We start from the raw sequence: 229 nt of genomic DNA, 5'->3' as shown, positions 1-229 counted from the left end.
ATCGCCAAAGTCATATACGTATTGGGCGCGGTCGCCTTCTTCGACAAACCATTGTTCGATTGTTTCCTTCCGCTCATCGTAATCAGCGCCGTCCCACCCCGCTGCTCCGTTGCCGATTTCAATGCGCAGCCGCGCCGTTCCACCAACCTTTGTCATGTAAAACGTATGCAAATGTTGGTCCATCCAGCCAAACGCGGCTTGCAACACACGATGCAGCTCGGCGAACGTC

Annotated in this window: 1 protein-coding gene; it reads right to left on the bottom strand. The window is 54.6% G+C overall.

The window, feature by feature from the left end:
- Positions 1 to 229, bottom strand: a 229-nt coding sequence (locus LD028_RS09715) for a plasmid pRiA4b ORF-3 family protein (protein ID WP_237811698.1), incomplete at both ends; no start/stop codon positions are given.

The sequence above is a fragment of the Anoxybacillus sp. LAT27 genome (genome assembly GCF_022030075.1).
Classification (GTDB): Bacteria; Bacillota; Bacilli; order Bacillales; family Anoxybacillaceae; genus Anoxybacillus; species Anoxybacillus kestanbolensis.
This window is presented reverse-complemented; position numbering and strand designations above follow the sequence as displayed.